Annotated in this window: 32 protein-coding genes and 3 pseudogenes; 3 read left to right on the forward strand and 32 right to left on the reverse strand. The window is 47.7% G+C overall.

Translation table 11 applies throughout. From position 1 onward, the window contains the following. The first annotated feature begins 1 nt into the window (after position 1). Positions 2–1,147 carry an acyltransferase family protein gene (locus U0008_RS14935; protein WP_043494578.1) on the forward strand — a complete coding sequence of 382 codons (1,146 nt, stop codon included), beginning with the start codon at positions 2–4 and terminating at the stop codon, positions 1,145–1,147. Positions 1,148–1,207: 60 nt separating this feature from the next. On the opposite strand, the gene U0008_RS14940 is transcribed toward U0008_RS14935, so the two are convergent. From U0008_RS14940 to U0008_RS14975, 8 genes and pseudogenes are all read right to left on the reverse strand, one after another. Further along, positions 1,208–1,858 (reverse strand): hypothetical protein, encoded by a 651-nt coding sequence (locus tag U0008_RS14940; RefSeq protein WP_043494581.1) that lies wholly within the window; start codon positions 1,856–1,858, stop codon positions 1,208–1,210. After that, on the reverse strand, positions 1,855–2,673 hold the full coding sequence (locus tag U0008_RS14945; RefSeq protein ID WP_404813187.1) for an endonuclease/exonuclease/phosphatase family protein: 819 nt from the start codon (positions 2,671–2,673) through the stop codon (positions 1,855–1,857). The genes U0008_RS14940 and U0008_RS14945 overlap by 4 nt, the downstream gene beginning before the upstream one ends. A gap of 6 nt (positions 2,674–2,679) precedes the next feature. Further along, positions 2,680–3,105 (reverse strand): annotated as a pseudogene (locus U0008_RS14950) (tail fiber/spike domain-containing protein); the annotation flags it as partial. A 55-nt stretch (positions 3,106–3,160) separates the two neighbouring features. Then, positions 3,161–5,626, reverse strand: coding sequence for a host specificity factor TipJ family phage tail protein (locus tag U0008_RS14955; protein ID WP_043494584.1), 2,466 nt, complete (start codon positions 5,624–5,626; stop codon positions 3,161–3,163). Further along, on the reverse strand, positions 5,574–6,005 hold the full coding sequence (locus tag U0008_RS14960) for an NlpC/P60 family protein (protein WP_043494587.1): 432 nt from the start codon (positions 6,003–6,005) through the stop codon (positions 5,574–5,576). Before U0008_RS14960 ends, U0008_RS14955 begins: the two co-directional genes overlap by 53 nt. Before the next feature lie 3 nt (positions 6,006–6,008). After that, a complete protein-coding gene (locus U0008_RS14965) occupies positions 6,009–6,479 on the reverse strand; it encodes a DUF1833 family protein (RefSeq protein ID WP_043494589.1) in 471 nt (156 codons plus the stop codon). Between the two features lie 2 nt (positions 6,480–6,481). Next, positions 6,482–6,979, reverse strand: a complete 498-nt coding sequence (locus U0008_RS14970) for a hypothetical protein (protein WP_043494591.1) — start codon at positions 6,977–6,979, stop codon at positions 6,482–6,484. Between the two features lies 1 nt (position 6,980). Continuing rightward, positions 6,981–8,666 (reverse strand): annotated as a pseudogene (locus tag U0008_RS14975) (phage tail tape measure family protein); the annotation flags it as partial. Positions 8,667–8,749: 83 nt separating this feature from the next. Between U0008_RS14975 and istA the strand changes: the two are divergent. Further along, positions 8,750–9,772 (forward strand): IS21 family transposase, encoded by a 1,023-nt coding sequence (istA, locus tag U0008_RS14980; RefSeq protein ID WP_001572428.1) that lies wholly within the window; start codon positions 8,750–8,752, stop codon positions 9,770–9,772. Beyond that, positions 9,769–10,551: an IS21-like element helper ATPase IstB gene (gene istB / locus U0008_RS14985; RefSeq protein ID WP_032237976.1), complete on the forward strand. Its 783-nt coding sequence runs from the start codon at positions 9,769–9,771 to the stop codon at positions 10,549–10,551. Before istA ends, istB begins: the two co-directional genes overlap by 4 nt. 67 nt (positions 10,552–10,618) lie before the next feature. Here istB and U0008_RS14990 read toward each other — a convergent pair. From U0008_RS14990 to U0008_RS15105, 24 genes and pseudogenes are all read right to left on the reverse strand, one after another. Next, a pseudogene (locus U0008_RS14990) lies at positions 10,619–11,884 on the reverse strand (phage tail length tape measure family protein); the annotation flags it as partial. A 58-nt stretch (positions 11,885–11,942) separates the two neighbouring features. Further along, positions 11,943–12,413, reverse strand: a complete 471-nt coding sequence (locus U0008_RS14995; protein WP_043494594.1) for a hypothetical protein — start codon at positions 12,411–12,413, stop codon at positions 11,943–11,945. Between the two features lie 64 nt (positions 12,414–12,477). Continuing rightward, complete coding sequence (locus tag U0008_RS15000) at positions 12,478–13,149, reverse strand: DUF6246 family protein (protein ID WP_043494597.1); 672 nt, start codon at positions 13,147–13,149, stop codon at positions 12,478–12,480. A gap of 59 nt (positions 13,150–13,208) precedes the next feature. Continuing rightward, positions 13,209–13,958 carry a phage tail tube protein gene (locus tag U0008_RS15005; protein ID WP_043494599.1) on the reverse strand — a complete coding sequence of 250 codons (750 nt, stop codon included), beginning with the start codon at positions 13,956–13,958 and terminating at the stop codon, positions 13,209–13,211. A gap of 64 nt (positions 13,959–14,022) precedes the next feature. After that, the gene (locus tag U0008_RS15010; protein WP_043494603.1) at positions 14,023–14,406 is read right to left on the reverse strand and encodes a phage tail termination protein; all 384 of its coding nucleotides are present in this window, start codon (positions 14,404–14,406) and stop codon (positions 14,023–14,025) included. After that, complete coding sequence (locus U0008_RS15015; protein WP_043494605.1) at positions 14,403–14,843, reverse strand: hypothetical protein; 441 nt, start codon at positions 14,841–14,843, stop codon at positions 14,403–14,405. Before U0008_RS15015 ends, U0008_RS15010 begins: the two co-directional genes overlap by 4 nt. A 2-nt stretch (positions 14,844–14,845) precedes the next feature. Further along, on the reverse strand, positions 14,846–15,193 hold the full coding sequence (locus U0008_RS15020) for a hypothetical protein (RefSeq protein WP_043494608.1): 348 nt from the start codon (positions 15,191–15,193) through the stop codon (positions 14,846–14,848). After that, positions 15,190–15,363: a hypothetical protein gene (locus U0008_RS15025; protein WP_327058448.1), complete on the reverse strand. Its 174-nt coding sequence runs from the start codon at positions 15,361–15,363 to the stop codon at positions 15,190–15,192. Before U0008_RS15025 ends, U0008_RS15020 begins: the two co-directional genes overlap by 4 nt. Beyond that, a complete protein-coding gene (locus U0008_RS15030; RefSeq protein WP_043494613.1) occupies positions 15,363–15,740 on the reverse strand; it encodes a DUF7370 family protein in 378 nt (125 codons plus the stop codon). The genes U0008_RS15025 and U0008_RS15030 overlap by 1 nt, the downstream gene beginning before the upstream one ends. Positions 15,741–15,742: 2 nt before the next feature. Then, positions 15,743–16,048, reverse strand: coding sequence for a hypothetical protein (locus U0008_RS15035; RefSeq protein ID WP_072008179.1), 306 nt, complete (start codon positions 16,046–16,048; stop codon positions 15,743–15,745). A 9-nt stretch (positions 16,049–16,057) separates the two neighbouring features. Beyond that, positions 16,058–17,134 (reverse strand): major capsid protein, encoded by a 1,077-nt coding sequence (locus U0008_RS15040; protein ID WP_043494616.1) that lies wholly within the window; start codon positions 17,132–17,134, stop codon positions 16,058–16,060. Between the two features lie 10 nt (positions 17,135–17,144). Next, positions 17,145–17,585 carry a hypothetical protein gene (locus U0008_RS15045; protein WP_043494619.1) on the reverse strand — a complete coding sequence of 147 codons (441 nt, stop codon included), beginning with the start codon at positions 17,583–17,585 and terminating at the stop codon, positions 17,145–17,147. A 3-nt stretch (positions 17,586–17,588) separates the two neighbouring features. Next, positions 17,589–18,776, reverse strand: a complete 1,188-nt coding sequence (locus tag U0008_RS15050) for a DUF2213 domain-containing protein (protein ID WP_043494622.1) — start codon at positions 18,774–18,776, stop codon at positions 17,589–17,591. A 69-nt stretch (positions 18,777–18,845) separates the two neighbouring features. After that, complete coding sequence (locus U0008_RS15055) at positions 18,846–19,034, reverse strand: hypothetical protein (protein WP_043494624.1); 189 nt, start codon at positions 19,032–19,034, stop codon at positions 18,846–18,848. A 46-nt stretch (positions 19,035–19,080) separates the two neighbouring features. Continuing rightward, a complete protein-coding gene (locus U0008_RS15060) occupies positions 19,081–20,082 on the reverse strand; it encodes a phage minor head protein (protein WP_072008180.1) in 1,002 nt (333 codons plus the stop codon). After that, entirely contained in the window at positions 20,009–21,466 is a 1,458-nt protein-coding gene (locus tag U0008_RS15065) for a DUF1073 domain-containing protein (RefSeq protein WP_043494888.1), read from the reverse strand. Before U0008_RS15065 ends, U0008_RS15060 begins: the two co-directional genes overlap by 74 nt. Positions 21,467–21,494: 28 nt before the next feature. Continuing rightward, positions 21,495–23,045, reverse strand: a complete 1,551-nt coding sequence (locus U0008_RS15070; RefSeq protein WP_043494628.1) for a terminase large subunit domain-containing protein — start codon at positions 23,043–23,045, stop codon at positions 21,495–21,497. Continuing rightward, entirely contained in the window at positions 23,042–23,623 is a 582-nt protein-coding gene (locus U0008_RS15075) for a terminase small subunit (protein WP_043494631.1), read from the reverse strand. Before U0008_RS15075 ends, U0008_RS15070 begins: the two co-directional genes overlap by 4 nt. Before the next feature lie 2 nt (positions 23,624–23,625). Beyond that, positions 23,626–23,760 carry a hypothetical protein gene (locus tag U0008_RS15080; protein WP_282183206.1) on the reverse strand — a complete coding sequence of 45 codons (135 nt, stop codon included), beginning with the start codon at positions 23,758–23,760 and terminating at the stop codon, positions 23,626–23,628. A gap of 440 nt (positions 23,761–24,200) precedes the next feature. Further along, entirely contained in the window at positions 24,201–24,605 is a 405-nt protein-coding gene (locus U0008_RS15085) for a hypothetical protein (RefSeq protein WP_043494638.1), read from the reverse strand. 14 nt (positions 24,606–24,619) lie between these two features. Beyond that, entirely contained in the window at positions 24,620–25,324 is a 705-nt protein-coding gene (locus U0008_RS15090; protein WP_043494892.1) for a phage antirepressor KilAC domain-containing protein, read from the reverse strand. 174 nt (positions 25,325–25,498) lie between these two features. Beyond that, the gene (locus U0008_RS15095) at positions 25,499–25,948 is read right to left on the reverse strand and encodes a lysis protein (protein WP_043494640.1); all 450 of its coding nucleotides are present in this window, start codon (positions 25,946–25,948) and stop codon (positions 25,499–25,501) included. After that, positions 25,945–26,433, reverse strand: coding sequence for a lysozyme (locus U0008_RS15100; protein WP_043494642.1), 489 nt, complete (start codon positions 26,431–26,433; stop codon positions 25,945–25,947). The genes U0008_RS15095 and U0008_RS15100 overlap by 4 nt, the downstream gene beginning before the upstream one ends. Then, entirely contained in the window at positions 26,433–26,648 is a 216-nt protein-coding gene (locus U0008_RS15105) for a class II holin family protein (RefSeq protein ID WP_004094663.1), read from the reverse strand. Before U0008_RS15105 ends, U0008_RS15100 begins: the two co-directional genes overlap by 1 nt. Between the last annotated feature and the right edge of the window lie 285 nt (positions 26,649–26,933).

The following is a 26,933-nucleotide window of genomic DNA, read 5'->3' on the forward strand; positions in this document are numbered from 1 at the left end:
CATGAATAAACTGAAGTCAGTTGAAGGGATCAGGGGATTGGCTTGCCTCATGGTATTGTTATCACACTTGATGCTAATGACTTTCCCATACCTTCAATCAGGTATTGATAAAGACGCATCTTTTCACGTTGAGAAATTATTATATAATTTACCTATTGGATTTATTTATTCTGGTTCTGCGGCAGTTTATATATTCTTTACTCTTAGTGGTTTTATACTTACATACGCCATAACAAAAAATGATAACATTCAAGAATCCGCACTTAAAATGTTATCGTCGCGTTACTTTAGGCTAATGATTCCTTCTGGGATATCTATATTAATATGCTACTTGATGGCAAATTATTACGATCATTCATCATTTTACTTACCTTGGATTGAGGGGACGTTTTGGAATAAGGGAAAGTCTTTCATTGATGCCATTTTCAATGCTGTTTTCGGCACAATGCTGTTTGGAGATAAGTCCTACAATGTTGTTACGTGGACAATGCAAGTTGAATTTTATGGTTCATTGTTGATTTTTACGACAATACCATTGATAAATACCCTTAAGCGAAAATCATTAATTCTAGCAATTACATCATTGATTTTTGTTATTTACTCACCCGCATCCATAGGAACAAGCTACGCATGCTTCTTTGTCGGTTCAATAATTTTTTATGCTCAAAAAATACAATCAAAAATAATACCATTTGTTCTTATTATTTCAGGCTTGTATTTAGCTGGGTTTAGATTTGGAAGTGAATCTTATGTATTCATCGAGAGACTAAAACTATTAGAAATACCTTACTTGAAAATTTACCCATATTTCATGTCTAACATGCTTGCTGGAGCTTTAATCGTATATTCATTAACTAAATCAGACGTATTTAAAATTATCACAGATAATAAATTTTCAGTATGGCTTGGTAAGGTATCGTTTTCTGCATATCTTATTCAAATCCCAATATTTTATTCAATATCTCAGTCTATCTACTATATATTACTGGAAAATGACGTTAACCTGTTGGCAGTTAAATTTATAACAATAATAACTTCTCTATTCGTTGTTTATTCAGTTTCAGAAATATTTTATCGCCTGATCGATATGAGTTCAGTAAAAGCATCAAGGCGTATAGGTAATATTCTATTGAACTATATAAGATAAAATAATGCCATGGCTTCAGATAGAAGACATGGCTTCAAAATTAACACTCAAAGTGTATATTTAATTTATTGTAGCCCAATTTGTCGCTGCTGATGACTTCATTAGAATCTTGCTATCAGAACCAGTTCCATACACTTTATAGAACTTTGATGTTGCCGATTTGACTATCTCTATAAAACCGCCTCCGTTATATGGTATTTCGCTTATTGCCGTCATTGCCGATGAGTCTAAATAATACACTCCGTCATAGTTAAAATTTGACAATGCCGTTACTCCATACTCAGCACCAACCCTTATTGACCCTTGTACGGCTTCGCATCCTCCCCACCCAGTATCATTACTTCCAGTGCTGTAGATATATCTATGCATATTAAATAGCTCGCTCATCATTATAAATTTTGTTCTATTTGATTGGTTTTTGTATGCATACAAAATCGCTGGAGAAATTGATACTGCCGATGTATTGAAAAGCTTTACACCAATTCCTGTATTTGATGCGGAAATAGGTATATAAGCCATTGAGTTAACTGGCATTGCATTTGATATATCCAGTGCACTAGCTATATCGGGGACGCCAAGATGAACTAGGGACGTATATAATTTAATGTTCGTATTTTTTGACAAGTGAACAATTTCACTATTAAGCCTGATGATCTCTAATCCAACTGGCTCATTATTATAATCGAGAACATCTAAGTCAATTAAGTTCATAATGCAACCTCCAGATCAACATAATACATATCATGATCTGACAAATGACTCATTTTTCCAAGTATCTGTACTTTACCATATCCTGATATACTCATCCCTTTAACTAAAATTCTATCAATTGATGTATCCCACTCTGATTTATTTACAATGACAAAACCAGCAGATTCAAATCCTGATAATTTACTTGAATCACTAGTATTAAAATCACCCATAATCACCACTTTATCCTTCCCAGCACCGGTAACTTCTATAAGAAGTTCAGATAGCATATTTGTAGCTCTTGCTGGGTCAGTGCTTAAGTGAGTGTTGTATATGAAAATATCACCATCTATTATTGTCTTAGAGTAAACCCTCGTTTCTGAGTCTAATGATGTAGGTGTTTTATCGTCGTATATCTTACTTGTGTGAGATTTTATATTTAGTTTTGTTAGGTCAATTAATCCATAAAGATTGCCACCACCTGCATTCATTGCCATGCTGAATACTGATTTTGATAAAGGATTAACTTGAAGATATGTACTATCAATTACAGGGCTTGTGAAGCATTCTTGGAAGCAAAAATAATCACCTCTTGAATCTAAAAATTGCTTTTGCTGTTGCAAAGCTTTAGTTGGAGAAAATCTATCTCCGTTGTAATATGCATCAGTAGATGGTCCTGTCCACAAATTCCAAGTTACAAATCTTAAAATTCCGTTTTGTTTATGCTCAATATTCCTACTATTCTCTTTTGGCGTTATATTTTTATTTACTATAGTATTTTCATAATAAACATTTTCATTAAATGGGTTTACATATAAATCATTAAATGTTTGCAAACTAGGGATGAGTGTATACCCATCATCATCCGCAAGTTCTCCTCTCAGTGTGGCATCACCCACACTTAACCATTTTCCAGCACCGATGCCCCCTGTTGATTCTGGAGTGGATGCTGCGGGAACAACTTTGGGAAAAACCCCATCCCAGCGATAATATTCACCATCACCATCAGGCAGTTTCCAGCGCAAGATCTGATTAGGGAGTGTTAGTGTTGCTCCGTCCTGAAACGAGTCCATCGTGATATAGCCGAAAGCTGAAATTGCCTGCTGGGCAATCCAGCGCAGGCCTTCAATTGTGTAATGACTTTCACCAAATCGATCGATGTATTCTTGCTGCTTTGAAGTCACGAACTCGTCAATTTTCCCCGCGTTAAACTTAAGGTCGCGTGGTGACTCACTTGGCACGGGCAGATTGGTAGGAGTAGTAGCCATAATTTTTCCATAAAAAAACCCAGCGTTATGGCTGGGCTATTAGCGTTGGGATTAGTTAGACGTTGTAGTCTAGTTTCGCGTCGAAATACTCGTCACACGTTAATGAGAACGTGCCGTCTGAGTTAGGTTTCTTATCAGATACTCGCCAGCGCATCGCCTCCATTTCAGCAGTTGTCGCGATGACATAGCGAGATGGTGATTGAACGTTGTAGCCGTCAAAAATATTGAGTGTGATATTCGGTACCGCTGCGGTGAATCCAAACTTGGTATCGGTACGTGGGTAAGCTCTGATTTTGTCCGTAGAGTTGCCTATCGAGTCAGTTACCCTGACATACATGTCACCAGCGAAATTAATCTGCTCGCTCGTATCAAAGTTATTCCCGTTACGCGCGACGATATAGCCAGCTTGCTGGTTGGTATCGTAAGTATCCGCAACAACAATCATCTCACCCGGTGAGACATATTCACCGTCTGCCAGCGTCTTCATGTTCATTTTCATGCGTGAGCTGATCAGCCGGTTAACCTCAAGGAGCGCCCTATCCCTTGCTTGATACTCGTTGCGGCAACCGCTTAGCGATATCTTCAAAGGCGATAAGGCTGATTGCTCAACAATACCGGTGTCGGTAATGCGGTACCGAATGTAGGTCTTCTTGTTTGTCCTTGGACTTACATACTCAATTTCTACACCGTCGTACCCTCCGGGCATCGTCATGTCGTAGCTGATTTTGTACTCATCAGCGACGATATTTGCACGGTTGAATACAGCAGATGGGTACTCTTTGCGCTCATCTCTGGCGAACGTCAGAACGCCATCGTCCCAGTACGCGATTACTCGCGCCGCATTGCAGATAGTCTCTATGCGGTTACCAAGGGAAACGTCCTCGTCGTCAAACGTGTAGTCGAAATAACCAAGCCGCGGATCCGGTAATGACTGATAGATACTGTAAAGCTCATACAGGTCTATCGTGTCTGCTGGCTGCTTCCCTATGACCAGCCACTCATGCGCGACTGCATCAGCAAAGCTGCGTGAAGGTCTAAGCGTGTAATCAAATGTGCGAGTGTTGATGTCATAGCTGATTGTGTGACGTGTAACGAGTGCGTTGTATTTGCGATCACGTGAGCCGGTGGCCTGTTCAGTTGCGCGCACCGTGACTTTTACTAGGGTGTCATTTGGATATGTCACATTCTGGCGGCGCGTGACTGAGTGCGCTTCGGCGATCTGCAGAAGGTTACTATCAGAACTGTTGTTGGTCTTCCGCAACTGGAACGCATACCGCGCTTTACCATACTGCGGCGTAAACTTGAATGTGCCATAAATATAATCAGCGCGACTGTCACTAGCGTTGAAAACATAGCTTGAGTAGCTATATGTCGGAGATATTCTGTCGTTATTGTCATTCACAGCCCAATATTCAAGCAGGAAGTCAGCACCCTCTCGCTTTCCAAGTTGCGCCTGCAGATGTACCCACAGTTCATCTCCCTCAATCGCCGCGAAGTATGGCCCCGAGATATTCCCTTTGTTTTCAGTCAGCGTGAATATCGTGTTATTGATTGTCGAACCCGCTGGTATCTCGACAGGACTGTTGATTGATGAAAGTTGGAAGGTGAAGTAGTTAACGGGGTCGATAACTGCGCCATCATCAGATTCAGTAGCGGAATCTAGAGACGCTGAAAACGTTACATCTTCAGTCACATCGCCGGACGCCAGATGGCGCGTAACATTAACGGTAACCTGCACTGGCAGCGGCTTGGGGATGTCAAAGAAGTAGTCGAAATCAGGTGACTGAACGATTTTAACAGCCGCTGACGTGCCAGTTATCGTACCTGATACCACATCATTAGTCGTTGCAGTTGCTACTTGCTCGCTGTTGTCTTCGTTCGGCCCCAATACCTCTTGCCCATCGACATCATCAAATTCGAATCCCTGAATGATTTCTGGGATGACGGTGCCGGGCGGATAGAACTGGTAGCTAGCGCCGGCAATCGAACCCAGACTTGACTCTGAGTAGCGCACACTCTCAACCGTGTATTGCCCGATCCCAAAATTCATCCACTCGGTGACGTACTTGATGTTGTCAGTAAACTCGAACATAGATTGCTGAATCAAGTCTGGGAATGAACGAACCTGCCCGTAAATATCTGGCCGAGCTTGATACGTGCGAGCGATATTTGTTTGACCGGTCAGCTTATTATTTGGGCTTTCTTTTGCGTTATTATCCGCAGACGTCGAGAATGAAGGTTTAGGCGCTAAGAAAGAAAATACTTTGGTGACGAGTTTGAAGACCGGGCTCAGGATATCGCTGACTATGCTGCGCGGCTGATTGAATATCTGGATGCGATGCAACTCTGTGAGTTTAAACGAAAGCTCGGTCTCTTCGTCTGCCAACACGCCATTGATGACGATTGCAATATCTCTATCAAACGCTTGCTGCACCAACCAATTATAAAAGTTAGAGCCGTTGGCCAGCTCAATTCTCTCCTTCGGCACTCCGGGCAAGTGCTGTATTTCTAGAAGTGCCATAAGAATAAAACTCCACTTTAGTGAAAACTTTTTCCATTACACGCAGTTTGTCGAGCCTCACAGAGCCATTGAGGCCGCAGCTATGCAACGCCATACCGTTGAGCACTAAACCCACATGCTCAGCTCTACGCCCCATGTAGCCAACAAAAATGCCATCCTCGACGGGTACTTTCTCCCGTTGCCAAAACACCACCTCTTCTCTGTAGCAGGTCAGGAAATCACGGTTACTTTCATACCCAGCCTTGTGATGCACTTCTTTGCCGAGAACATGCCTGTAATACAGCGCGACTAGACCCCAGCAGTCACAAGATTCCATGGAACAGGCGCGGTTAGCCCACGGAACGCCGATCATCCGTTTGATAAAGTCAGATTTATTCATGGTTTATCCGATTTCGAGACCGGGCCAATCTGCTGGGTCATACAGCAAGGCCACGTTTGTATTGAGCGGGTTAGTCATTGATAGAGAGACGTTGACGTTATCAGCATCGAGAGAGCAGTCTTTAACGTATAACTGCCAATCCTTGATCGCTATTGTCATGTCTTTAGAGTCAAACAGCCGATAGGTAACTGTGATCGGTTCAATGCGACTATACGAACGCCAGACCTTCAACTGTTGCTTAAAGTCCTGCGCCAAACGACTGAACTTAATCGTTGAATCGATGATTGGTGTGCTGCTTTGCTGACTTTCCGAAAGCTCAAATCGGCATGGCTTATACTCCACGCCGCCGAGCGTCTTCGGGAAGACTTGATTGTTGACCAGATAGAAACTGCCAAACGAAACATGATGAAACTCAATAGTCTCGTAGATTATCCGGTTCGGGCGCTGGGCCCGATACTCTCTTAGCGTTGGCATTGTTATGGCACCCTCGGCAATGATTCCGGATCACGGTCATCAGGATAGCCAGTGACAATGATATCCAGCCAGCTCGCCCAAGGCGGTGGCAGCTCCACAATGATGTCGTCGAACTCATCATCAGCGTTATTCAGCTTCCTGCAGATGACATCTCCAGACCAAGTAAAAATATTTCCCGTCTGATTCCACGTGGGCAATGCGGTGAAGTGCAACTCCTGCACCTCTAATCCTGTGTCTCCAGTGCCGTTATTCAGGCGCATGGAAAACCACTGGTTACAGTTATCAAGATAGTTTGGACTGCGCAGCCACTGCATGAATGCACGGTGCTGTGTGAACGTGAATATCCACTTGAGAGAGAACGACGTTTTTAAATCGTCGGTTAATTTCTGGAAGATTGGCGCACCGACCAAAGGCTGATCTGTTCTAAATCCGGTATCCGTCGCCGGACTCTTGTCAGACTTCTGCGCAAGTGGCAGCCAATCAGGATATGGAATAGCCATCTTAGCCCCCTGATGCGCGTGGAGTTGCTGTAGTGTTACGTGCTATTGCGGAAAGCATTGGCCCTTTGTTATCCATGTCCATTATAAATGCCTGAATGGTTAGATTGTTGCCATCTTGCGATGCTTGTGCGTCGTAGGCATGACTTCCAGATGTGTTGTCGTTGAATACGACAGTCACCTGAATGTTGCCGCCGCCACCGCTGGAAATGTCCTTATTGCTTATAACCGAGCCATTATCTCCGGGTATCATGTACTGACTGCCATTGCTGGCTCGGAAGATTTCAGGCATTCCGCCTTCACCGACCTGATACATAGAGCCTGCTGATACTGGGCCACCATTTTTACGGGCGCCGGCGACTCCCATAGCGAGTGCGCCAAGTACGGCACCAATTCCGATCGCTGCAGCCCCACCGAATGAACCAATGGATGCAACAATCGCCGCTGGAGTCCATGCGGCTGTTGTTGTCGCTGCCGCAGCGGTACTAACTGCTGTAGTAGATGCAATGCCAGCGGTCTGCGCTGCAGTAGAAGCCGCCACCGCGCCTACGGTTGCAGTTTGCCCCATGATTGCAGACTTAACCCAGTCGACTCCCATTTGAACAAATGAGTTTATTAGCTGGTTCACAACAGAGTTAGCTAAACCACGCATTGCATCGCTTACGCTTTCTGTTCCAGTTAGCATCCCAGCAAATGCGCTTGATGCGTTATTACCCAGTGCATCAAGAGAAGACGCGAGCATCTGATTAGCCGTACTTTGTTGAGAGAATAGCTCCCACTGCGCAGCCGTTCTCTGTGCTTCATACTCAGTGTTAGCAGCATTCATTAATGCCAGTCCATTGGCTGTGATAACTCCCTTCTTAGTTTCGAACTGCTGTATGAGAGCTAATTTTTTAGCATGTTCATTAGCTAACTGTTGGACAGGGTCTATCTGCCCTAATGCTTCCTGCTGTGGAGAAACTGCCTGCTGTGCGCGAATTTTCGCAATATTAGCTTGATGCGATTCTTCTAGTCGCTCCATTGTTTGGCTGTATTGCTCTTGGCTAATTTTTTTAGCTGAAAGAGCTGTATTTAAATCTTGTACATCCTGCTTATAGCTTGCGTTTTCTCTATTCTCAGGAAGAAGCTTCTCCGCTGCCGCCTGCGCTTTTATGGCGTTGGCCGTGTCCCATTTTGCAGCTGCATATTGACGGGCCTCCGCAATCTGCGACTCAGTAGCACCTTTTCCAAGTGACTGCTCCGCATTGAGCATCGCCTGCTCACGACTTAGCTTATTTGTTGAGTCGGCAGCGAGTTCTGACTGTTGTTTCAAGTTCGCCAGTTTTTGGGCAATAGAATCAGCCTGAGAAGCGCCTTTTTTATGCTCTGACTGAAGTGTCTTCTGCGCCTGTGTATTTTTGTACGTAGCGGCAGCGTCATCTTCCATCTGCTTAGCGTGAGGATCATCCTTCGCAAAGCCAGCATCTTCAGCAGCGTATTGAGCCTGCAAACGAGCCCTAGCCTCTCCCTGCAACTTTGATAGCGCAAGATTACGCTCGGACTGCTTGATTAGGTTTTTCTGCCCTGAGGTTAGGTTGTCAGTTTCCTGCTTAAGCGCCGCCACGTTGCCTTTCGCAGTAACAGCCTCGCGCGACAGGTTAACCAACGTGCCAATGAATGCCGTTAACGCCGTCTGACCTTTCTCAGTTGTTACCAACGGTGCAAAAGTGATCCACCCCAACGGTTGAAATCTGATCCAGGGGTTAATCTGCTCTCCTGAACAAGGGAGAGCTTATGGTCACTTTTGAGACAGTTATGGAAATTAAAATCCTGCATAAGCAGGGAATGAGCAGTCGCGCTATCGCAAAAAAACTGGGCATCTCCCGCAACACCGTCAAACGGTATCTGAAGGCGAAGTCTGAGCTACCAGAATATTCCCCAAGGCCCCGTGCTACCTCAGTTCTGGATGAGCACCGTAATTATATTCGGATGCGTATTCAGGATGCCCACCCTTATAAAATTCCCGCTACGGTGATCGAAAGAGAGATCCGCGAGCAGGGTTACGGCGGCGGGATGACCGTTTTAAGGGAATATATCCGTTCTCTGGCTGTTACCGCTCCGCCTGAGCCTGTTGTTCGCTTCGAAACCTCACCAGGGCAGCAAATGCAGGTTGACTGGGGCACGATGCGCCACGGTAAAACCCCACTGCATGCCTTCGTCGCTGTTCTGGGTTATAGCCGGATGCTGTATATCGAATTTACCGACAATATGCGCTACGAAACACTGGAAAGCTGCCACCGTAATGCATTTACCTTCTTTGGCGGCGTCCCGCGAGAAGTGCTGTTCGACAATATGAAAACGGTTGTACTGGAACGCGATGCTTATCAACCTGGCCGCCACCGCTTCCATCCTTCTCTCTGGCAGTTCGGTAAAGAAATGGGCTTCACGCCTCGTCTGTGTCGTCCCTTCCGTCCACAAACCAAAGGGAAAGTGGAACGAATGGTGCAATACGCCCGGAATAGCTTCTACATCCCACTGATGACTCGCCTGCGGCCAATGGACATCGTTGTCGACATGGAAACAGCAAACCGGCATGTGCTCCGCTGGTTGCATGAGGTGGCCAATCAAAGAAAACATGAAACTACCCGAACCCGCCCATGTGACCGGTGGCTGGAAGAACAACAGGCTATGCTGGCATTGCCGCCGGAGAAGAAAATGCACGACGTGCAAATCACCGACACCCTGACGACCTTCGATAACCATCCGTTGCATCACCCTTTATCGGTCTATGACAGCTTCTGTAGGGGAGTGGCATGATGGTTGAACTTCAACACCAGCGGCTAATGGCCCTGGCAGAACGGCTTCAGTTGGACAGCCTCATCGGCGCAGCTCCGGCATTATCCCAGCAGGCAGCGGAGCAGGAATGGAGTTACATGGACTTCCTGGAGCACTTGCTGCATGAAGAAAAACTGGCACGGCATCAGCGTAAACAGGCGATGTACACGCGCATGGCAGCGTTCCCGGCAGTTAAAACGTTCGAAGAATACGACTTCACCTTCGCCACAGGAGCCCCTCAGAAGCAGCTACAGTCGCTGCGTTCACTGAGCTTTATCGAACGAAACGAAAATATCGTACTGCTGGGACCGTCAGGCGTTGGCAAAACGCACCTGGCCATCGCGATGGGCTATGAAGCAGTACGAATGGGGATCAAAGTTCGCTTCACGACTGCCGCGGATCTGTTGCTTCAGCTCTCAACAGCGCAGAAACAGGGCCGATATAAGAACACGTTGCATCGGGGAGTAATGGCTCCGAAGCTGCTGATCATTGATGAAATCGGCTATCTGCCGTTCAGCCAAGAGGAAGCTAAGTTGTTCTTCCAGGTCATCGCCAAACGGTATGAAAAAAGCGCGATGATCCTGACGTCAAACTTGCCGTTCGGGCAATGGGATCAGACGTTCGCCGGAGATGCAGCGCTGACATCTGCGATGTTAGACAGAATTTTACATCACTCACATGTTGTTCAGATAAAAGGAGAGAGCTATCGGTTAAAGCAAAAAAGAAAGGCAGGGGTTATCGCAGAAGCTAATCCTGAGTAAAACGGTGGATCAATATTGAACCGTTGGTGATGATGAAAAGTGGATCACTTTTAACCCGTTGTTGACACTCAGTAGAGCTCTGTGTGTTCTGCAACTCCGCCGCAAGACGTTGCAAAGCCTCTGGAGTAGGGTTTTTAGCAATATCAGAAAGCTGCTTGCTGAACTCGAATGCTTTCTGCTCTGAGATGCCGAACTTATCTGCCACTGCCCCAACAGTATTGCCAATGCTCATCGTCGTAGCATTGAAAGCCTGTCCTGCTCCAAAAGCCTGCTTCATTGCCTGAGAGTAATCATCGGTCGTGATATTCAGGGCAGAAAGGCGATCGTTAAATCCATCAACCGAAGCGTAGCCTCCGGAAAATGCAGAGAGCGCCTTGTCACCAAAGGAGAGAAGTGAGCTGGAAGCATCGCTAATCGCTTTCGGGATTTTGTTGATCGCCTCGTTGTATTCAAGAAGTGCTTGGTTGCGCATCAGCGTAGCAACCTCAGCATTCGTCTTGGCCAGCAGAGCATATTTATCTGACAGCGCGGCTACCCCGTTCTGGGAAACGGTAATAACCTTATCCATTGCCTCTGCTGCATCTTTAAGTGCATCCATGGCGTTTTTGCCGCCATTTAAAGATGTAATCAGCGTACCAGCGATGACTGTACCCAATGCAATGACGGCACCAATAACCGCGCCGCCGGGTCCGAACGCCCCCGCCAGCTGCGACCCCTGCTGTGAGAATGCCACAAGCGCAGATTGCCCACCTTGAACCTGTACAATAAAGTCCTGAACCTGATAACCAGCTTGTTGCATACTGGTTTTCCATTTTCCATGGCTTTTTGATCCAGTCTCTACCCCAGTCTTCATATCGAAAAGGCGACCAGTTAACTCGCCTATTTTTTGCTTCTCTTCATCAGAAGCTTTTGAGCCAGCTCTCAACTGAGCAGCAAGTACGGCAGCACTACGAGCGCCATTCTCCTGAGCTTCATCCAGTACCGCTAACTGATTACCTAGCGCTTCAATGATAGATTCGGCACGGCTAAATTCACTGCTGGCTCCCCCTGTACCGCTGCTGGCCTCTTCCATCGCTCTTGCAATACCGCTGACATTGGTGTTCAGCTTGCGCAATTGGTTGTCCATGGAGTTGGCGTAACCGGCCAGTTCTGTAAACGCAGATCCGGTTTGCGATGCACTCTGGTCTAGGTTATCCATCCCCTTTCCTGACTGCTGGGCGGCAGCATCTAATTTATCCAGAGCATCAATGGCCTGCTTCCCACCTTGCAGCAGAGGCTCAACGTCGGCGCTGATTTCATAAACGATGCTACCGGCACTTTTTTCACCTGCCATATTTTTCTCCAGGCAATAAAAAACCCCGCCGAAGCGAGGTTTATTTAATTAAGAGCTGTCATTTGCAATATAAGTTGTAATTTAATTCGTATTGCTTGTTTTCTATCTTGATTTGGTTCTTGCCTAACTCTCCAGATGAGCGAAGTGATGCCATGGGGAATTTTGAAGGCTTGATCGTCACATGGCCTGTTTTAACCTCATAAACGAAGCGAGCACCTATTCTGCTGAGGTCCGTTCTTCCACTAACGACACCACATACCGACTCTTTTCCCGCATAACCTTTTACATCTAACGAGCTGAAATCCAGTCCATACTCAGGGTTGAAGTCATTATCACATTTTGCGATAGCACTCTCTTTTGCAATAGAGCCGCCTGACGCCATCAACTTCCATTTGTCACATTCACCAGACTTATAGCGAGATTCTAAGTTCTTTGTTACCGCATCTCTTGCTGCAGAAACAGCATCAGCATTGTTCGCAAAACACGGTGCAGCAATTAAAAGAATCGCAGCCACTAAAAGTTTCTTCATATCCCTATCCCCTTCGATAAATGTGCCAAAAGAGTAGCAGGGATCTGGCAATGAACAAACTGCATTATATCTTCTCCTTCGCCCGACGCGCGGCCTGTTTCTTCAGATATTCATCAGCTACAGACTCGTACTCTTCTCGAGTGAATCCCTTCTGATCGGGGTACTTAGCTGCCAGCAGAAATTGGAACTCTGTCATCGTTAATTTGGATGCTTCATCACGACTCATTCCGAAGTGACTCCGTGCAGCGCTGATATAATCGAATGCACTGAACGAATTGGTTGTTTCTCCGGTCTCATGGCGCTGCAATCTTCTTACCTTCGCTTTTCCAACAACGCCGTGCTGTAGTAAGTGCTGCGCCATAACAATGATGTCATTGCGCGGCATTTGACCTGGTCGATACACCACACAAGATCTCCACCCCTTCCATTCTCCGATAATTGGCGCTAAATCATCCTGACAACAGGCCTGAATAACCCTCATTGATGTAGAAAGCATTTTCTCTGCCACGCGGTATAGCGAAGATGAAAGCCAATCAGGAAGTCTCCCAAAAGCACTCGCATATCCGGTAAGAAACCCGCTCAGTTCACTTCCATGGACAATGGCGTATGCCTCAACAATTTCATTAGGATTTCCAATGCGCGTCATGGCTTCAAATGATGGGCTTAATAAATAATCCTTTCCCCCGTCTCGACTATCACTAATCGAAACTTCTCCTATATCAATTAATGCTGTCATGACTCATTCCAGTGAACGGTTATTATCAAGGGCAGCACAGCCACCCTTTGTAATAGCTGCTAGCTGACGGTTACGGTGCATGCCGCAGAGGTGATTTTCTGCGCCGGCAGTGATGCATCAGTTACCTCGCAGGTATAAACACCTGCATCTCCAGATGCCGCACTGGCTTTGTTAAAAGTAGCCGTAGTCTGCCCGCTGACAGCTGATCCATCCTTTTTCCAGACGTAGGTGTATGGAGTGACACCACCTGAGGCAACAACAGACATATTCAGCGCAGAACCAGTTGTAACTGACTTTGTGGGCGTCAAATCTGTGGTGAAGGCCAAAGCATCAGCGGCATTCACTTCGATTGTGCTTGCATCGCCAACCTTGAACTCAGTAGAGAAAGTAACGATATCGTTAGTCCCACCATCTGAGCTAAGCGCTGTGATGTTCATATACCCAACAAACTCAACAGGGCCGTAATCCATGCGCACCCAAATACCGGGCTGACGCTTAGCTTTAAGCTCACCGGCAAAATATTCGATGAACTTGCCGACACCGTACTGATCCAGTTTGTCTTTCTTGCGAACCTCACCTTCAAATGAGATGGTGAAATCACTGTTGGTGATGATGGTTTCAACGTAACCACCACCATCATCTGCATCGGATGTGACAGTGTTTGGGTTGAAGTCGAAGCCCTTGGATGTACCAGCGGCCAACGCTTTCCATTCGGATTCTGACGGAACTGTATCTGCGCAGCCATCAGCAACCTCAAGAACGACTGCACCGCCAAATAGGCGTTCATTCGAATTTTGGCAATTAGCCATTTGTGATTCCTCTTTCGTATAAAAAAGAAAACCCGCCGGAGCGGGTGATTTAATATGTTTCTGGCTATTCGCCGTAAGTGCATGAGAACTGCAAACGGAAGACAATCCGACCTTCGTCAGTTAGCACTGGTGCAGGGATGGCTCCCATATTTTGAATATATCCGACGCATTCATCAGCCATTGGATGCTGTTGGATGTAGTCAATAATGCGCTGTACTGCAAGAGCAGCCTCGTTTCGTTTCGTCCTAGCACCCACGACATCGACCAAAACGTAATGCTCTGCGCCTAGGTCGTTACGAATCGCTGATCCACCGTTCGACCTGAAAACCATTACAGCCTTTGATGGGTCTTTTGGATCGTCGAACATTAGCAACTGGTCAGTAAACCCATCCGTTAGTCCCGCATTGACAAACATATTCCTGACACGTTCATACATCATTGGGATCATAACGAGAGCTCCTTTAACATCACCTTATCGATGGCCTCTCTCTCCTCATCAAACCCTTTGCTCAGGAAATGCGGTTCGGCGTGAGGGTCCCAGTAATTTCCTTTTTCCGTTCCGCCGCCAAATGATTTGCCTTCTCGTGTTTTACCAAAGTGCGCACGAGGTTGACCCTTTAACTTCCCTGACATCTCGTGAACATAAGCAGCATAGTTTGCTGAGTACCCAACCCGACCAGTAATCAGCACACCACTAAAGTCCATTTCTCTAAACTGAGAGTTGATAAGAGTAGATGTATCGATTGGCGTGTAATATGCCGCTCGAGCAGAACCAAGAATAAGCGCTGATTGAATCGCTCTAACGGCTTTGCGCCCCTTAACGTCATTAATCAAATCGTTGAGGTTCTTTTTGGCGTTAGATATTCCCTTCACCTTAAGTCCCATGGCTATACACCTGTGATCAATGCGTAATCATCAGCAAGGCGCTCAAAGGTGTCTGCGTACCTGATCACTTGTCTGATTTCGTCGGCTCCAGCTGCTACAGGGTCTAATTCTGCTGATTCACCAAATAACAAGTAATCTCCAGCAGTGGCTGATGAATACTCAGTCCATATCGTATTTTTGACGACGATCTCAGAGCCTAGGCTGCCAATGCGCTTACTCAGCCCCCCCTCGTAATCACACATGATGACTTCTGGAGCAGACCAGCCAAGCGGATCGCCATAATCATCATTACCAAGGCTGCGCCAGATTGTGGCTTGTGCCGTATAGCTCCAGTTGGCAACGCTGCTCATTCTCGCCACCTCTCGACCTTTGCACCGCTATCACGGATGCGCTTACAGTTAATCACCCATTCACCTGAGCTGTTCACATAGCCGGTGGTTTCACGTCCGCTATCGGTGCGAACCCATACACGAGCGAATGGTTTCGGACTGCGTTCTGTTACGTCAATCCACGCCATCATCAACCCCCGACAACCATGAATAGGCCAACGCTGTTACCTGCACTAATCGGTAGCTCACTGGTGCATCCGCTGGTATCGAGTTTCGCCAGAGAGTCTCGCAGCCAGGTGATACTGTCATCACCATACTCAAAGGAGCGGGACGCACCAGACGGAGCACCCTGCGATTTAATACGGCGTGCACCAGACGATGTAGCCATTAATGCAGCTGCATACATCAGGATGAGTTTTGCGGAGCAATCGTCATATCCAGCACCATTGAGGCACGGAATAATCTTGTTCACGACGCATAGAATCGGCTCCAGTAGAGCTGCTGGTATGGAATAACCCAACTCACCGAGAAACTGTTGCACGTCTGCCGCTGTGATTGGGTCAGCCATGGTTACTTATCCTTTTTAATCGCTGCCGCCAGTGCCGCTTCCGCTTCTTCTGTGAGAGCTTTCACCTGACCAATAGCTTCGTCGAGCTGCTTTTGAATACCGGTTAAATCGGCTTTCACTGGCACTGAAGGTGTTGCGACCTCAAATACCAACTTCTCACCTTTCTTCTCAGTTGACTTCTCAGCCTTGCTCTGTGCGATCCACTTCTCAGCGACCGCATCGTCAACATCATAAACCTGACCAACCTCCAGTTTCTGGAAGTTGGCACCGGCAAAAAGGTTTGCTACCAAAACTTTTACGAGTGCCATTTTATTTCCTTAGCTAGATGCGTGGACAACAGAGAAGTGACCATTGATGTCCTGCTTAACCATAAGGCCAGCAGCACCCCAAGTGCGCCACACATAATCTGAGTTATAGAACTGACGCGGATCAGCCACGGTTCCAAACGCTTGACCAACGATAGGTGCGATTACTCCAGCCTGTAGCGGGACAATCACAATCTCGTTGCCAGTCAGTTCAGCATCTTCTTTGATGGCTGAAATGCCAGAGAGCTTAGAGATTTCCTCCAATACGGTACGTAGTGAATTCACATCGAAATATTGTTCCCAGTTGGACATGATTTCGCTGGAGACATACCACGTCTGTTGACCATATTGCAGGTTTTGCAGTTTCAGAACATCACGCAGAGCAATAGCTGCCGCTCGCATAGCTTTCGGATCAGTACTGGTTGAAAAATCAACAGTTAGAGTAACCTGCGCTACACGCTCGTCATGGCGTAGCCCTTTCCAAGTCTTATCATCAAACTTGATGTAGTTACCTGCCGCATCACGGAAGCCTTCCCAGATGTAATCCACGTACTGGCGACGAACGTCATCGACGGAACCTGATTGAGCATCAGCCAGAGAAGAAAGTGCAGAGCCTTTGTTAAATACGGGGTCACGCCAGTTGAACTTGAAGCCTGAGTCATGGATAGGGACCATGGTGCCGTCGAATGTGTAGCTCTTAGCATCCAGTGCTGCACCAATCTGCCCAGACATAGAAGTATGAGCCCAGCCACGGCCACCGGTTCGAGCGTATTCATACACAGACTCTTCCAAGCGAACCGAGCGCGACAGAGGCATCAGATCGTTCAGTAGGGTGAACTCAGTGTTAGGCTCGAACTCTTTCAGCACGGTCTGGTCATACGCTTTGTAAAGGCGACGAATATCATCGACAGCATTCACTGCATCAAGAACAGGAGCATTGGCGGCTTCACCACGTACGCGAGTACGTGCAATGAAATCAGCCACTGCCTGAGCACTGGAATTACGAGCAAACTTCAACTCGTTGAACTGAGCCATATTGGCCTCAAGATTCCCTGTTTCAGTCGCCTGTTTAGTGGAAAATACAAACATTAGGTTCTCCTTACTTAATAACTACGCGCAGGAGATCACCTGCCGTCGCAATGGTGTATGAGCGATCTTCTTCAACGAAGCAGCGGACAGATTCATCAGCACCTACAGCTTTTACACGGCCATTGGCAATGGAAAGAGGCTGCCCTTTGGTGTACGTACCCGCTGCCGCTGGCACATTGAAGAAAACTCCGGGGGTTGGATGCATCGCGACAACCCAATCACCAGCCTTGATGACATCATCCACAGTTTTGCAGCGGAGATAGTCATAGTTGGCTACGTAGAGGATCGCCGCTTCGTTACCATCTACAGATGCCGTGAATTTCTTCGAAGTGTTGTCGAAGAAGCCAATCGTCCCCGGTGGTGTATCGGCAGCCGCTGCGCCTTCGCGGTGAAGTTGAGGATTCGCAAAGATACCGCCTGCGTGAATTACGTGCTTTCCGTCTTTGGCCATTTTTTACTCCGGCATTTCGCTGAATGATTGATTGCTGTTCACTTGGCGGAATGCACCGCTAAGCCCCGTTGAAGTCTGGCATTGAGCGTAAAGCTCCTTCAATGGCTCACCATCAAGCGCATTGACCGCCAAATCTGTCATGTTGAACTTGGCTTTAACTGCGGAACGCATTGAGCTGCGCTCCTGATCGGCGTTAGCAGTAAGCCCCGACTTAACAGCGGCCAGATCGTCAGCAAATGGCTTGAACCATGCTGGCGCTTGTTCGCTGTTGGTTGCGGTGTCTTTGTTCTTCTTATCAGCCTCTTCTTTCTCTTTTTTGGCCTTTTCTTCAGCGTCAGTCTTCGCTTTAGCATCTTCTGCGACCATTTGGTTATACGCATCCATCAGCTCAGCTTCGGTCTTGCCTTCGACCTCTTTGCCTTTCGCTTTCAGCGCGTTAGTGATGAGTTCTTTCATCGGGTTCGTTTCCTCTTTTACGTGCTTATTGTTGGCGCTGAAAAACGCCATGAATTGGTTAAAGAACTGCTTAAGTGCGGGGTCTTGGTGGTCTGGAGTGTCGGAATCAGCGAGGTTTACGGTTTCAATCTCCTGCTCGTCGCCTTCCGCATTAACGAAGATGCCAACTCCTTCTGCTGGAGTTCCAGCGCCGGGTTGGTCGAGCAGCACAGCAACGTGGTCGAAGTCCATATTTGTGACGATTTTCTCGTACCTTTTACCTTTCGATTCGCCGTTAGCTGTAATTTCTTTGTGAAGTAGGCCCGTTGAGATATGCACTGGCTCGACGTTCTGACCTGCCGCCATAGCATCGAGTCGCTCAATCAGTCGCTTGCCGTTATCGCTATTGGCAGCGTAGTTTCGGTCAACGTACATATCGCCAGTGACCTTACCTCCCTGCCGGTTTACGTTCTGCAACCAAGCACCTACGTGGTAACTATTAACTGCCTGAACATCACGCGCCGAGATATGCTTACCATCAATCTTCGGGTGACCAAACGGCATTGGGTTGCGCTCAAGCGACTTGTAGCTCTTTTCGATTTCTGCTGCCGGGTACAACTTCCGGTTCATCACGATGTCGTCAACGATGGGCGTGACTCCACGAACCACAATGTGTGGTTTGCCGTTGATTGTCTCGGTGGTGATGTTTGAAGCGGAGTTGATGACCGAAAGCACGTTTACGCAGTTGCGTGACATGCTGAGTCCTCACTAGTAAATTTCAGGCAATAAAAAAGGCCGCCTGAGCGACCCTATTGGTTAATATTCTTAAACGCGATTAAAGGCGGTAATTATCACATCATCTGGCTGACAATTTCTTTTGACAGCAATAGCTGATGGAAGCTTTAAAAATACCGCCTCAGCCTCACCGTCGCCAGTATCTTTAATCACTGTAGACCCCTCACCACCGGTGACGCCTTCTCTTTCAATAATCTTATAAGCAACAAAGTATTTCATGAAATCCCTCTATTAATTTCAGGTGAATCACCATCTTAGCCGCTTATTAGCTGTTTTTCACCCAGTCATGCCGCTCTTTCTTTAGCTTATCCGCCAGCCCTTCATTGAAGATGCCGCCTCCGTCTTTGAGTAGCACCGGGATCTGGCTGCAGTAGCAGTTATACCGGTTGCCGTTCTCGGCGTAGAAGTCTCGCACCTCTTCAGTGGTGTAGACTTTTCCATGACGGCTGGCGTGCCAGGAGCGCGTGGTTGGTTTAAGCGCTGACAGCCACAGCAGCCCAGTATTAAGACCTAGCCGTTCAGTGGCCCAGTCCGTTTCGTTCCATTGTGCCTGCCGAAGCGCGCCGACCTGCTCAGTCTGAGCGATGGTCTTGGCCTTCGACATCGACACATCGAGGCGTTTGCTGATGACGCTGGCCGTCTCACGCGGATTAACGCCTCTGACCACTGCATCGGTGATGATGTTGGTCAGATCGCCGCGAGCTGTATCGCTGATGACCTTCCAGTCACTGAACGTTGTCAGCCTTGCCGCTGCAATCTGGTTTAGATAACCAGGGCCGTTTAAAAGTTGCTGTAAAGTCGTCTGGCTGGCGTACACCTGCGACTGCTGCGAGAGATTGTTGAACGCCTCCAGCGTGCCGCGCTGTGCTTCTACGGCGACGAAATCCATCGCCCACAGGTTTTGTTCTCCGCCACCCAGCAGGTAATCGTCGAGAATGCCCTGCACAGCCTCTAGCAGGTCTGCCAGCTCTTGCGCCGACATGTCGTAGATGAACTTGCCAGCGTTGACTTGGTAGAGCCGCATATCCTCGCCGTTATCGTGGCAAAGGAAGTGCCAGTTATGGCTATTTACCTCTCGCTCTCGCCCGGTCAGGCGCTGGTCGAACAGAGCTTTCAGCGAGCGCTTGATGCCGAGATACCGATCCTCGACATTCAGGAACATCGCGGTTACCTGCTTTGCCGATTTTGTCGGGTCAACCTTGCTGCGCGGTACTACCGGTGTCCCGACTTTCGTCTTTTGCTCCGGCGTCATCGGAAAGAGGATCATCGGTCGTTACCTTTTTATTTGGGTCTGGCGGCTTAACATCATCGCGTGGCTCAAGTTCTCCAGCTTCCCTGACCTCATTCTCATCAACAGCAGGTGTGCCGTAGGCTTGCTGAGTATCCTTAGCGACCGCTGCCATTTCCTTCATGTTGGCAATCTTCTCTTTCTCGCTTGGAGCGAGTAAATCAGACCAAGTTAACGTTATTTCTCCGGACTTCGGCGGTTCGATAACCTCTACTGTCCACAGGCGTTCTATAACTGCGCTTGCCCTGTCAGTCTGGAACCCATTGCGGCGACCATTACAGCGCTTGGCAAAGTCGTTTTTATCCTGATCTGACGCAAGCCTTCCAGTCTGCTGGCCAAACAGGATGGTGAATGGCATCTGAACCGAAGATGAGAACTGGTTAGCTGACACTGTCCACGTAGGGCCAGGATCGGCAGCAGCGACAGAGAGCACTTTCGCCTCGCCATCCTGTGTTACCAATGCTGAATCTGTACCTGAGTTCAGTTTTTGAATGGCAGCATTAAGCGCCTCAGCCAGACCTGAATACCCAGCCTTCTTGGCGTCATCAGCAATTGTTTTTAGATTCGTATCCTTTGACATATTGATTCCGAGTTGCCTGCTGGCATTCTTCAGGAACCCTTCAGCGCTACCTCCTGACGTTTTCCCCATATCAAGCAAATCGTTATAACCTGCTCGCAGGAAAGGGATGCCAGCCAAAGACGACTCATCTTCGGAACCTTCGCAGAACATGATGATGCGTTCTGGATGAATATTTATAGAACGCATTGGCCCGGAGATATTTCCGTTATCGCCGATCTGCTGCTCCTGGAAATAGTAAAATTTCGGCATGCCATAGTTTAGCAACTTTTGGTCTTGCTCAAGCTCACCGGGTTTAACCTGCGCTTCCCATGCGGGGATCATCTTAACCAGACCACGCTCGCGTGAGTTGCGCATAACCTCGCGGTTAACTGGTTCATCCCATTTTCGGCTATCCGCAAACTGAAGGATAAGTGCTGAATAATGCCCAACCAGATTTCGCCTATCGGCGTCTTTAACTTTTGCCCAGTACTTCTTCATGAGTTTTGTGACTTTCTTTTCCCATGGAGTGGACTTTTTAGACTTTTTCGTCTCATCACCATCCACGATTACTGGTGTGTCAGTCCAGCATGCATCGAGCAGTTTATGAACCGCGCCGAACGCAGCTCCATTGCGCTCATACATGTTGTAGAAGTGGTCAAAATCGAGACGCTCCGGGTAACCAAATTCACACCACAGGTGATGCCGTTTGGTGTTACCCGACTTATTGAATCCGCTGGCATACAGTTGACGTGATCGAGATACCTCGGCAAGGCTATTCACAATGAGCCCAGCGAGGACTTGCATTTCTGTGTCGTTACTCACTGAGTTGTCCTTATGTGAAGAAGATTGCGCCTGTTCGTTTAGGCGAATGCAGTACGCGGTAGCGCGTAGCGTCGAAGTCATGATCTTCCTGAGTGGTGTCTACATCATCAGGCTTCTTATCATCTCTAACGAGCACAGGTATGCGGCTTATCCAGCCCCGACAATGCTCCATGACGTAGAATGCAGGCTTTTCCGGCATCCCTGACTCGGTTTTCTTGCCTTCAATAACAGCCTCTAGCATGTCAGCGAAAAGTGATGCGCCATTGATGCGTGAACCGGGCTTTTTATCTGCTGCCAGCCACTTAACGCCTTGTGCTTCCATCTTTTGTGCGATGGATAGCTCATTGTCGCCAGTGTTGAATATCGCGCCATCAGCCGGACCGGGAATGACGCTGCTACATATGCCTGGCACGATGTACATCTGCCCTTTCCCTTGTGTTTCCTCTGGCTCGTCTACCTCTTCACCCATAAGCCGCTTATCAACCCACGCCACGCCTTTAGCAACGTTTGTCGACGACATATTCAACCCTTTATTGAGCTCATCAGGTGGGCAGCCATACCACTCGCCTATCAGAATCAATGAACCGGTTGGAGGGCAGAACTTACGGCCATCAGGAAGCGTTGCTTCGGTGCCATCAGACTGAGCCCACCACAGGTTGGAAAATGGTTTGGATTCGCCCCAGTCATGCGACCGGTCAACAGTCCAACTATCCGGTATCTTGAATGGTTTGATGACATGCAGTGATTCATTCCACAAGTGGTCAAATCGCCCACCGCTCGTCACATCCCATGAGCCTTCAACCCACGCTTTGCGCTTATTAGGGTCTTTGATGTTCATCAGTGTGGCGATGTATACAGGATCGAGATATGGGTTCTCTTTGAATGAGCCATGAATTGCTACGCGAGTAAGCGTAATCTCTTCATCCTGCTGCGTTTGTGGGTTAGGCACCATCTGCTTATCGCGGATGATGGTTCCACGCGGCGCTGGGTCAATGAATCGCTTTTTAACCCATGTATGGCCTATGCCGAATGGGTTTGTGGTGTTGAAAGTCTCTAGCGGGATATTTGGCAACAAGCTGCCATCTGGCAGTGGATAGTCCTGAGGCCTAAATGACGATCGCCGACAGGAGAACATAGATTCGTAGAAATCAGGATTTGGCTGCTTTGTTAGCTCGTTAAATCCGATAAACGGGAATTCTTGCCCATGGTAATCCCAGTAATCTTTTTCTTCTTTGCCGAACCTAAAAAGCAACTCTTCACCTGTTGGCCACACCCATCTCAGTTCTGAGGCAGAGTTTAAGAATCTCGCTCCATCACCAAACAACCGATACATACGTTTAGACTGCGTGATGATGTCTGCAAGGTTTTTATACTCGGTATCGAATATCACACCTCGCCAGAACGTGCCGTAGCCAGTGCCAACCAAACGACGAAATCTAGCCAACTGCGCCGCTGTTTTTCCGGGGCCGCGAGTACCCTCGAAAAGAATCTCATCACATGGGCAACTCAGAGACAGTGACTGCGATCCGGGTAACGGCTTCCAAACTACGTTGTAGCTCATTTGCCCAGTACCTCGCCTTGCTGTTTCTGTGCGATTGCCTCCCATGATTCAGCACTGTCGCAGGTTGGGACTGGCATGATGTTATGAGTAGCAGTGACCTTCTGATCAATCTGCTCTTTGAAAGCCATCACGGAAACATGCTTACCAAGTAGCTCCAGATTCTTAACCTTATCTGGCCACTTAATCTTCTTCATGATCCCAGCTAATTCTCTGCCGCCGTCCTCGCCAGTGTTCTCAAACATCTCGGCCAAGTCGAATCCTGAGATATAGCGACGCCACGATGAAGGCCATTCGCTAACAGGCTTAAGCGATAAATCATCTCTAACAATATCGAGAACGTCCATTTGGTCGATTTCTACCAGACGTCTCAAAACATAAGCCGCGTCGATGTTAACCTGCTCATTGCGTTGAGCTTTCAGTTGCGCGATGCTGTTCTGGATGTCAAGTTTTGACAACAGTTGGGCGGCGATGCGGTTTGCAGTCTTTTCGCTGTACCCCGCCCGAATAGCCGCTTGTGTGGCATTTAGATCGATGAGGTACTCGCGACAGAACATTTCTTGTTTGTCGTTGAGCGCCATGATTACTCCTGAGTTTCTTCCACTACCGGCTTGAATGTGATTTCACTCAACTCATCCGGCTGAATGTATGTCCATGAGCCGTCATGCTCCGAGATAGCGAATAGACCGTTAACCAGTCTTGGTTCTTTGGTTGTCATGACGCCTTCGTATGTGGTTCCGTCTTTCTTTGTTGCTTTGACGTTGTACTTATCAGTCATAAGCGAACATTCCTCTAATTTATGAGTATCCGCCCTCGGGCGCTATGTGAACTTATGCTGCAATATCGTGTGCTCTCAGTGAAAACACACTGTATTGCTCCATGATTCTTCTGCCACGGTTCATGTTACCGCCATGAGAGCGAGTGGTAATCGCTCGGCATTGGTCGTTATTGATGTCTCTGTACGCTATCAGTCAGGAGAGAAACTGGTTGTGGCTAATACAGAGATGCTGCGACAACCCTACGCAATTTGATTTGGTTAGCCAGACTCGCCCCGCTTCGCAGAGGTGCTAACTGACTTACGGCTTACCCGTCAGCAAGATCGGATCACCCCTTTAGCAGTGACACTATCAAGCGCCTACTTGAGACGCTTTGTAGTGGCTATGCGAGGTTATGTTTCACCACTTCATCTCTTGCGAACGAACTAGCGAACTTAATGATGAGTGATGCCATCACATAAACAATGGCTGTCACTATCCATCCAGACCAAGCGTATAAACATGTCATTGCAATGAAAGTCACCCAGCCAATAAACCGAGCAATCCCTGTTTTTTTCTTTGCAGCATCCACTAGAAGCTTTGCAAGCTTAACCTTGGTTTCTTCACCTGATTTCTCATATATGGCACTCGCCACTACGATAATTAACGCAATGGGAATGGAGAGAATGCAAATCATCCAGTTGGCAGCAACAGCTAGAGTGACAAGCCCTTCAATCTGATAGAAGACACCTGCTGACATTGAAATTAGAAGAAGTAGTGAAACTGTGTATGCGATAAGTGTTTTCATGATGATTGTCCCTATCAGGCCGCTTGGTTAATTAGTTGAGATGAAGCCCAAAGCCCCGCTATCCACTGAATGCCTTTTGGTGTGAACTTAACTTGAGTGAATGCGTGTCCGTTGTGCTGGTTCTCGCCTGTCTTAACAGCGAATCGACCTGCATCAAGGTGCTGTGAGTATGGGGTTAGCTTCCCAGCCAGCTTGTACATGATCCCGTTATCAATCAGGAATAGGCGGAAATCGTTTTCTTTTATCTTCAGTAGTTTTGCAGTCTCTCTGAATCCCATCAGGCCGGATGCTTCGACGTATTGGTCAACGAATTCTACTTTGGGTGCAGCGATAGCCAGCTTGCTCTCTAACTCTGCCTTCTGCTCTGCAAGATCAGCAGCTAAGCGCAATGCCTCCGGCAAGGTCTGTGGTATTGAAGGGCTATGCATAACCTTCAGCTTGGCCAGCACAGAACGACGAACCGCCTTAGACTCACGCATACCAACTAACGTCATCTGATCCATGTTCAGCATGGTGTAGTGAGTTTTGTGCCCAGTCTTACCAACTACGAAATTTTCGTAGTTTAATTCTTCGTCGATTTCATCATTTACGCGAGCATGGAAGTCAGCTGGCCGAACTGGATTCTCACCAGCCTCCACTCGCGATGGATTGATGATGTTATTCAGGAAATCCAAGCTACTCATGGAGATTTCCTTTTCTGCTGAGATCAACTCTTTCATATCGCTATTACCTTTTGGTGATAGAGCCTGTTCTCCAGATGTAGGCAGCCCAAGAGCGGTCAGCGATAACCACTGCCCTATCTCAAGCTCTACCCCGAAAGGCTCTTGGTTTTTTATTGCGCGGAGAAAGCGCGGTGAAATGCAGATATAAAAAAGCCCCACCGAAGTGAGGCTCTATTGGCACTGTGTGCGGATATAACTCTGTAACCCGTTAATCATTGTTTCGGATTGTTTGATTCGTTCGACGAGACTGAGATAATTGCGTTCAAACTCTGCATCATATCGGGGGCTGGTTGCATCAGGCTTGCCGGTGGCGGCGGTGGTTTCGGGCAGCTTTGGACAACTGGCCGCGATGCGCAGCCGCTTAGTGCCAGTGTTAAGGCCAACACGAAGAGTTTCAATTTCACTTTTTGCATTAGCTAATTCCTGAGTGACTTTGATATCGAGCTCGGCGGCCTGTACTCGTTGCCGCTGGATGTTTTCGAGGTCTGCTTTCTGCTGATTGGATACCTGAGTGATTTCTTTCAGTTGGGTGTTTAGCGACTGCATCTGGCTTGTCGTGTACCACATGCCAACTAGTAGAGCGATGATGATCGAAAGTAACGCGGTGGTTAACTTGCTCATCTCTGACTCCAGGTGCAAACCTCATACTCGACGTCGCGACGGTTCATCAGTCCTTTCCACTTCTTGCCACCGGCATATACCCAGCGTTTGAGCTCATCACATGCTCCGGCGTAGTCACCGGCGTTGAGCTTTTTAAGCATGGTGGACTTGATGAAAGCGTTGGCACCAACGTTGTAGGAAAATGAGTAGATAGCGGCGAGCTGCGTTTCTGTGGTTTTAACTTTTATGCTAGGATTGACCTGCGCGGCGATCCGCTCTAAGTCAGCCTTGGTCAGCGCATCACACTCCGCATCTGAATATCGCTTGTTGAGGATAATGTCATTGCCGGTATGACCATCGCAGACTGTAATGATATCTACCACATCTTTGTAGGGAACATACTCTCGCCCCTCTAAACCACCGTTACCGCTTAGCATTACCGTTGCGATTGCAATGGCACCGCCACCGATAGCCGAGGCGATTTTATTTCTTAGGGATGGATTCATTACTCACCCCTTGAGGCTTTGCGCCTGTCTTCTTTTACCTTGAAGTAGAGATTCGTTAGAAACGTCAGGAGGCCAAATAGCAGGCTTCCAAGAACGCCAAACGCTGCCCACTGTTCAGGTGAGAAGCCATCAAGGAGTTGTTTAAGCCAGAATAAGGCGCTACCGCCTGACGCTCCGTAGGAAATACCTGTTGTGATTTTGTCCATACGTAGCATCGTCTCACCTCCCCGTAGGGTTAGGCGCTGAGTAATTAATTAGGGAATAGCGTCACCCGTATCCATGCCAATCTAGAGGATGTGTGAGTGCGGTTGGTTGGTTTTGGATGACGCTAAATGCAAGAAAGCCCCGCACAGTGGCGAGGCTTGAAATTGATACCGACCTTCCAGCCGGTTAGGTGGGGATAGCAGTCAATGAGACGAACTTACCCACTGTGCGATTGTTTTTCTGGCGTCGCACCGGTTATCCAGAAAGCAAAAAGGCCAGCAATTAAGCCAGCCTTT

Origin of the sequence: Hafnia alvei, from assembly GCF_034424155.1 — a bacterium.
Lineage (GTDB): Bacteria > Pseudomonadota > Gammaproteobacteria > Enterobacterales > Enterobacteriaceae > Hafnia > Hafnia alvei.

Excerpts from the sequence above, each read along its gene's own strand:
- U0008_RS14940 (WP_043494581.1), bottom strand. The coding sequence starts at position 1,858 with ATGAACTTAATTGACTTAGATGTTCTCGATTATAATAATGAGCCAGTT.
- U0008_RS15015 (WP_043494605.1), bottom strand. The coding sequence starts at position 14,843 with ATGGGACTTAAGGTGAAGGGAATATCTAACGCCAAAAAGAACCTCAAC.
- U0008_RS15075 (WP_043494631.1), bottom strand. The coding sequence starts at position 23,623 with ATGGCGCTCAACGACAAACAAGAAATGTTCTGTCGCGAGTACCTCATC.
- U0008_RS15045 (WP_043494619.1), bottom strand. The coding sequence starts at position 17,585 with ATGGCCAAAGACGGAAAGCACGTAATTCACGCAGGCGGTATCTTTGCG.
- U0008_RS15080 (WP_282183206.1), bottom strand. The coding sequence starts at position 23,760 with ATGACAACCAAAGAACCAAGACTGGTTAACGGTCTATTCGCTATCTCG.
- U0008_RS15035 (WP_072008179.1), bottom strand. The coding sequence starts at position 16,048 with ATGGCACTCGTAAAAGTTTTGGTAGCAAACCTTTTTGCCGGTGCCAAC.
- U0008_RS14955 (WP_043494584.1), bottom strand. The coding sequence starts at position 5,626 with ATGGCACTTCTAGAAATACAGCACTTGCCCGGAGTGCCGAAGGAGAGA.
- U0008_RS15040 (WP_043494616.1), bottom strand. The coding sequence starts at position 17,134 with ATGTTTGTATTTTCCACTAAACAGGCGACTGAAACAGGGAATCTTGAG.
- U0008_RS15095 (WP_043494640.1), bottom strand. The coding sequence starts at position 25,948 with ATGAGCAAGTTAACCACCGCGTTACTTTCGATCATCATCGCTCTACTA.
- U0008_RS14965 (WP_043494589.1), bottom strand. The coding sequence starts at position 6,479 with ATGCCAACGCTAAGAGAGTATCGGGCCCAGCGCCCGAACCGGATAATC.
- U0008_RS15055 (WP_043494624.1), bottom strand. The coding sequence starts at position 19,034 with ATGAAATACTTTGTTGCTTATAAGATTATTGAAAGAGAAGGCGTCACC.
- U0008_RS14935 (WP_043494578.1), top strand. The coding sequence starts at position 2 with ATGAATAAACTGAAGTCAGTTGAAGGGATCAGGGGATTGGCTTGCCTC.
- U0008_RS15100 (WP_043494642.1), bottom strand. The coding sequence starts at position 26,433 with ATGAATCCATCCCTAAGAAATAAAATCGCCTCGGCTATCGGTGGCGGT.
- U0008_RS15085 (WP_043494638.1), bottom strand. The coding sequence starts at position 24,605 with ATGAAAACACTTATCGCATACACAGTTTCACTACTTCTTCTAATTTCA.
- istB (WP_032237976.1), top strand. The coding sequence starts at position 9,769 with ATGATGGTTGAACTTCAACACCAGCGGCTAATGGCCCTGGCAGAACGG.
- U0008_RS14960 (WP_043494587.1), bottom strand. The coding sequence starts at position 6,005 with ATGAATAAATCTGACTTTATCAAACGGATGATCGGCGTTCCGTGGGCT.
- U0008_RS15020 (WP_043494608.1), bottom strand. The coding sequence starts at position 15,193 with ATGAGCAGCGTTGCCAACTGGAGCTATACGGCACAAGCCACAATCTGG.
- U0008_RS15105 (WP_004094663.1), bottom strand. The coding sequence starts at position 26,648 with ATGCTACGTATGGACAAAATCACAACAGGTATTTCCTACGGAGCGTCA.
- U0008_RS15005 (WP_043494599.1), bottom strand. The coding sequence starts at position 13,958 with ATGGCTAATTGCCAAAATTCGAATGAACGCCTATTTGGCGGTGCAGTC.
- U0008_RS15010 (WP_043494603.1), bottom strand. The coding sequence starts at position 14,406 with ATGATCCCAATGATGTATGAACGTGTCAGGAATATGTTTGTCAATGCG.
- U0008_RS15030 (WP_043494613.1), bottom strand. The coding sequence starts at position 15,740 with ATGGCTGACCCAATCACAGCGGCAGACGTGCAACAGTTTCTCGGTGAG.
- U0008_RS15065 (WP_043494888.1), bottom strand. The coding sequence starts at position 21,466 with ATGCAAGTCCTCGCTGGGCTCATTGTGAATAGCCTTGCCGAGGTATCT.
- U0008_RS14995 (WP_043494594.1), bottom strand. The coding sequence starts at position 12,413 with ATGAAGAAACTTTTAGTGGCTGCGATTCTTTTAATTGCTGCACCGTGT.
- U0008_RS15070 (WP_043494628.1), bottom strand. The coding sequence starts at position 23,045 with ATGAGCTACAACGTAGTTTGGAAGCCGTTACCCGGATCGCAGTCACTG.
- U0008_RS15000 (WP_043494597.1), bottom strand. The coding sequence starts at position 13,149 with ATGACAGCATTAATTGATATAGGAGAAGTTTCGATTAGTGATAGTCGA.
- U0008_RS15025 (WP_327058448.1), bottom strand. The coding sequence starts at position 15,363 with ATGATGGCGTGGATTGACGTAACAGAACGCAGTCCGAAACCATTCGCT.
- U0008_RS15050 (WP_043494622.1), bottom strand. The coding sequence starts at position 18,776 with ATGTCACGCAACTGCGTAAACGTGCTTTCGGTCATCAACTCCGCTTCA.
- istA (WP_001572428.1), top strand. The coding sequence starts at position 8,750 with ATGGTCACTTTTGAGACAGTTATGGAAATTAAAATCCTGCATAAGCAG.
- U0008_RS15060 (WP_072008180.1), bottom strand. The coding sequence starts at position 20,082 with ATGATCCTCTTTCCGATGACGCCGGAGCAAAAGACGAAAGTCGGGACA.
- U0008_RS15090 (WP_043494892.1), bottom strand. The coding sequence starts at position 25,324 with ATGAAAGAGTTGATCTCAGCAGAAAAGGAAATCTCCATGAGTAGCTTG.
- U0008_RS14970 (WP_043494591.1), bottom strand. The coding sequence starts at position 6,979 with ATGGCTATTCCATATCCTGATTGGCTGCCACTTGCGCAGAAGTCTGAC.